Raw genomic sequence first — 261 nt, forward strand, 5'->3', positions numbered from 1 at the left:
ATTTATATCTTAGTTATTGATAGTTTATCATGAAAATATATGAAGTGTGGTGAAAATAATGTTAAAAAGGATTCTAATGAACCATTCTGGATTTTCATTACTTGAAGTGTTACTTGTATTAGCTATTTCGACTCTAGTCCTTCTATCGTCATTCGGCCTAGTGTTTGCAGTTTACAATCATTCAGAAAAAACTGAATCACACATTAATCTTCGACAGGAGGCTAATATTATAGTCACAAACTTGAGAGAACAACATAAAGA

Annotated in this window: 1 protein-coding gene; it reads left to right on the top strand. The window is 30.7% G+C overall.

Annotated elements, in window-relative coordinates; genetic code table 11:
• Positions 1–76: 76 nt before the first annotated feature.
• The coding region (locus tag AOA59_RS33685) for a prepilin-type N-terminal cleavage/methylation domain-containing protein (protein ID WP_158235277.1) at positions 77–261 on the top strand (185 nt) is incomplete at its 3' end.

It is taken from the genome of Pseudomonas sp. 2822-15, from assembly GCF_002742515.1.
Classification (GTDB): domain Bacteria; phylum Pseudomonadota; class Gammaproteobacteria; order Pseudomonadales; family Pseudomonadaceae; genus Aquipseudomonas; species Aquipseudomonas salomonii.